Below are 2,470 nucleotides of genomic sequence, written 5' to 3'. Positions count from 1 at the left end.
CAACACCGCATGGCCCGCACACGACCGCCCCCGCCGCGCCGCCGTCTCCTCCTTCGGCATCAGCGGCACCAACGCCCACGTCATCCTCGAACAGGCGCCCGCCCTGGCCGAGGCCCCGACCACCGAGCCGGTGGAACCGCCGGCCCGGCCGGTGCCGTGGCTGCTCTCGGGGCACACCCCCGAGGCTCTCCGGGCCGGGGCCGACCGGCTGGCCCGCCACCTCGCCGAGCGGCCGGCGGAGCCGCTCGCCGGCATCGCCCACACCCTCGCCACCGCGCGTACTCCGCAGGCCCACCGCGCCTGGTTCGTCGCGGAGGAACGGACGGAGGTCCTGGACGCCCTCGGCGTGCTCGCCACCGGGCAGAGCGCCGGCACACCTGCGCAGGCCGCACCGCGCATCGCGTTCCTGTTCACCGGACAGGGCAGCCAGCGCGCCGGCATGGGCCGCGAACTCCACGCCGCCCACCCCGAATTCGCCGCCGCCTTCGACGCCGCCTGCGCCGCCCTCGACCCCCACCTCGACCGCCCGCTGCGCGCCATCGTCTTCGCCGACGAGGGCACCCCCGAAGCCGCACTCCTCCACCAGACCCGCTACACCCAACCCGCCCTCTTCGCCCTCGAAACCGCCCTCCACCGCCTACTGGAGCACTGGGGCGTGCGCCCGGACGCGGTGCTCGGCCACTCCATCGGCTCGATCGCGGCCGCCCACGCGGCCGGCGTCCTGTCGCTGCCCGACGCGACCGCCCTCGTGGCCGCCCGCGGCAGGCTCATGCAGGAGCTGCCTCCCGGTGGCGCCATGGTCGCCCTGTCCCTGGACGAGGAGACCACCGCCGGGCTGCTCACCGGCCTCGACGGGGCCGCGGGGACGGCCGCGCTCAACGGCCCGCGGGCGACGGTCGTCTCGGGCACCGAGGACGCCGTGCGGGAGGTCGCGGCCCGGGCCGCCGAGCTGGGCGCCAAGGTCCGTCGGCTGACCGTCAGTCACGCCTTCCACTCACCGCTGATGGAACCGATGCTGGACGACTTCCGCAAGGTCGTGGCAGGACTCGACTTCCACGCACCGCGCATCCCGGTGGTGTCCGACCTGACCGGCCGGATCGCCACCGCCGAGGAGCTCGCCTCGCCCGAGCACTGGGTCCGGCACGTCCGCGACACCGTCCGCTTCGCCGACGGACTGCGCGCCCTGGACGACGACGGCATCGGCGGCTACCTCGAACTCGGCCCGGACGCGGTGCTCGCCACCATGGCGGCCGACACCCTCCCGGACGCGCTCCTGCTCCCCGCGCTGCGGCGCGACCGCCCGGAGCTGCGCACCCTCCCGCAGGCGCTCGCCGCCCTGCACACGGCAGGTGCCCCGGTCGACTGGGCCGCGTACTTCGCCCACCACGACGGGTACCGGCCGGAGCTTCCCACCTACCCCTTCCAGCGCGACCGCTACTGGCTCGACGTCCCGCAGGCGCCCACCGGCGACCTCGGCCGGGCCGGCCTGGGCACCGCGGACCACCCGCTGCTAGGGGCCGCCGTCGAGCTCGCCGACGGTTCGGGTACCGTCCACACGGGCCGGCTGTCCCTGCGCACCCAGCCCTGGCTCGCGGACCACCGGATCCTCGGCTCCGCGCTCCTCCCCGGCACCGCGCTCCTCGAACTCGCGCTGCACGCCGGCCTGCGGGCCGGCAGCCCGACCGTGACGGAACTGACCCTGCACGCCCCCCTGGCGGTCCCGGAGGAGGGCGCCGTCCAGATCCAGCTGACCGTCGGCGCATCCGACGAGGAAGGCGGACGCTCCGTCACGATCCACTCCCGCGAGGACGGCGCCGAGGCGCCGTGGACGATGCACGCCTCCGGTGCACTGACGGCCGCCGCACCTCCTGCGCCCGACCCGGAGCCCTGGCCGCCGGCCGACGCCGAACCGGTCGACGTGGCCGACGCGTACGAGACGCTGGCGGCGTCCGGGTACGCCTACGGACCGCTCTTCCAGGGGCTGCGAGCGGCCTGGCGGAACGGCGACACCTGGCACGCCGAGGTCGCACTGGCCGAGGAACTCACCGACCGGGTGGGCGAGTTCTCGGTCCACCCGGTACTGCTCGACGCCGCGCTGCACCCCCTGGCACTGGCCGGCTCGGACGGCTCGGGCGGCCTGCGGGTGCCGTTCTCCTGGAGCGGGGTCCGGCTGCACACCACCGGCGCGACCGCGCTGCGCGTCCAACTGACCCCCACGGGAACCGACCGCGTCGCCCTCCTGCTGACGGACGCCGACGGCTCACCGGTGCTCTCGGTCGACACCCTCGCGGTGCGCGCGACCGACCCGGCCCGGCTGGCCACCACCCGCCGGGCGGCGGACTCCCTGCTCCAGCTCGACTGGGTTCCGCTCGCGGCGTCCGGTGGGGGTTCGGGTCACTCCGACACCCCGGAACCGGTGATCGTCCACCTCGACACCGACACCACCCCCGAGGACACCGCACTCCACGCC

At 75.9% G+C, this 2,470-nt stretch carries 1 protein-coding gene; it reads left to right on the top strand.

Going from position 1 to position 2,470, the window contains the following annotated elements; all coding sequences use genetic code 11:
* The coding region (locus ACFV4G_RS43340) for an acyltransferase domain-containing protein (RefSeq protein WP_380449152.1) at positions 1-2,470 on the top strand (2,470 nt) is incomplete at both ends.

It is taken from the genome of Kitasatospora sp. NPDC059747 (assembly GCF_042732955.1).
Taxonomy (GTDB): Bacteria; Actinomycetota; Actinomycetes; order Streptomycetales; family Streptomycetaceae; genus Kitasatospora.
This window is presented reverse-complemented; position numbering and strand designations above follow the sequence as displayed.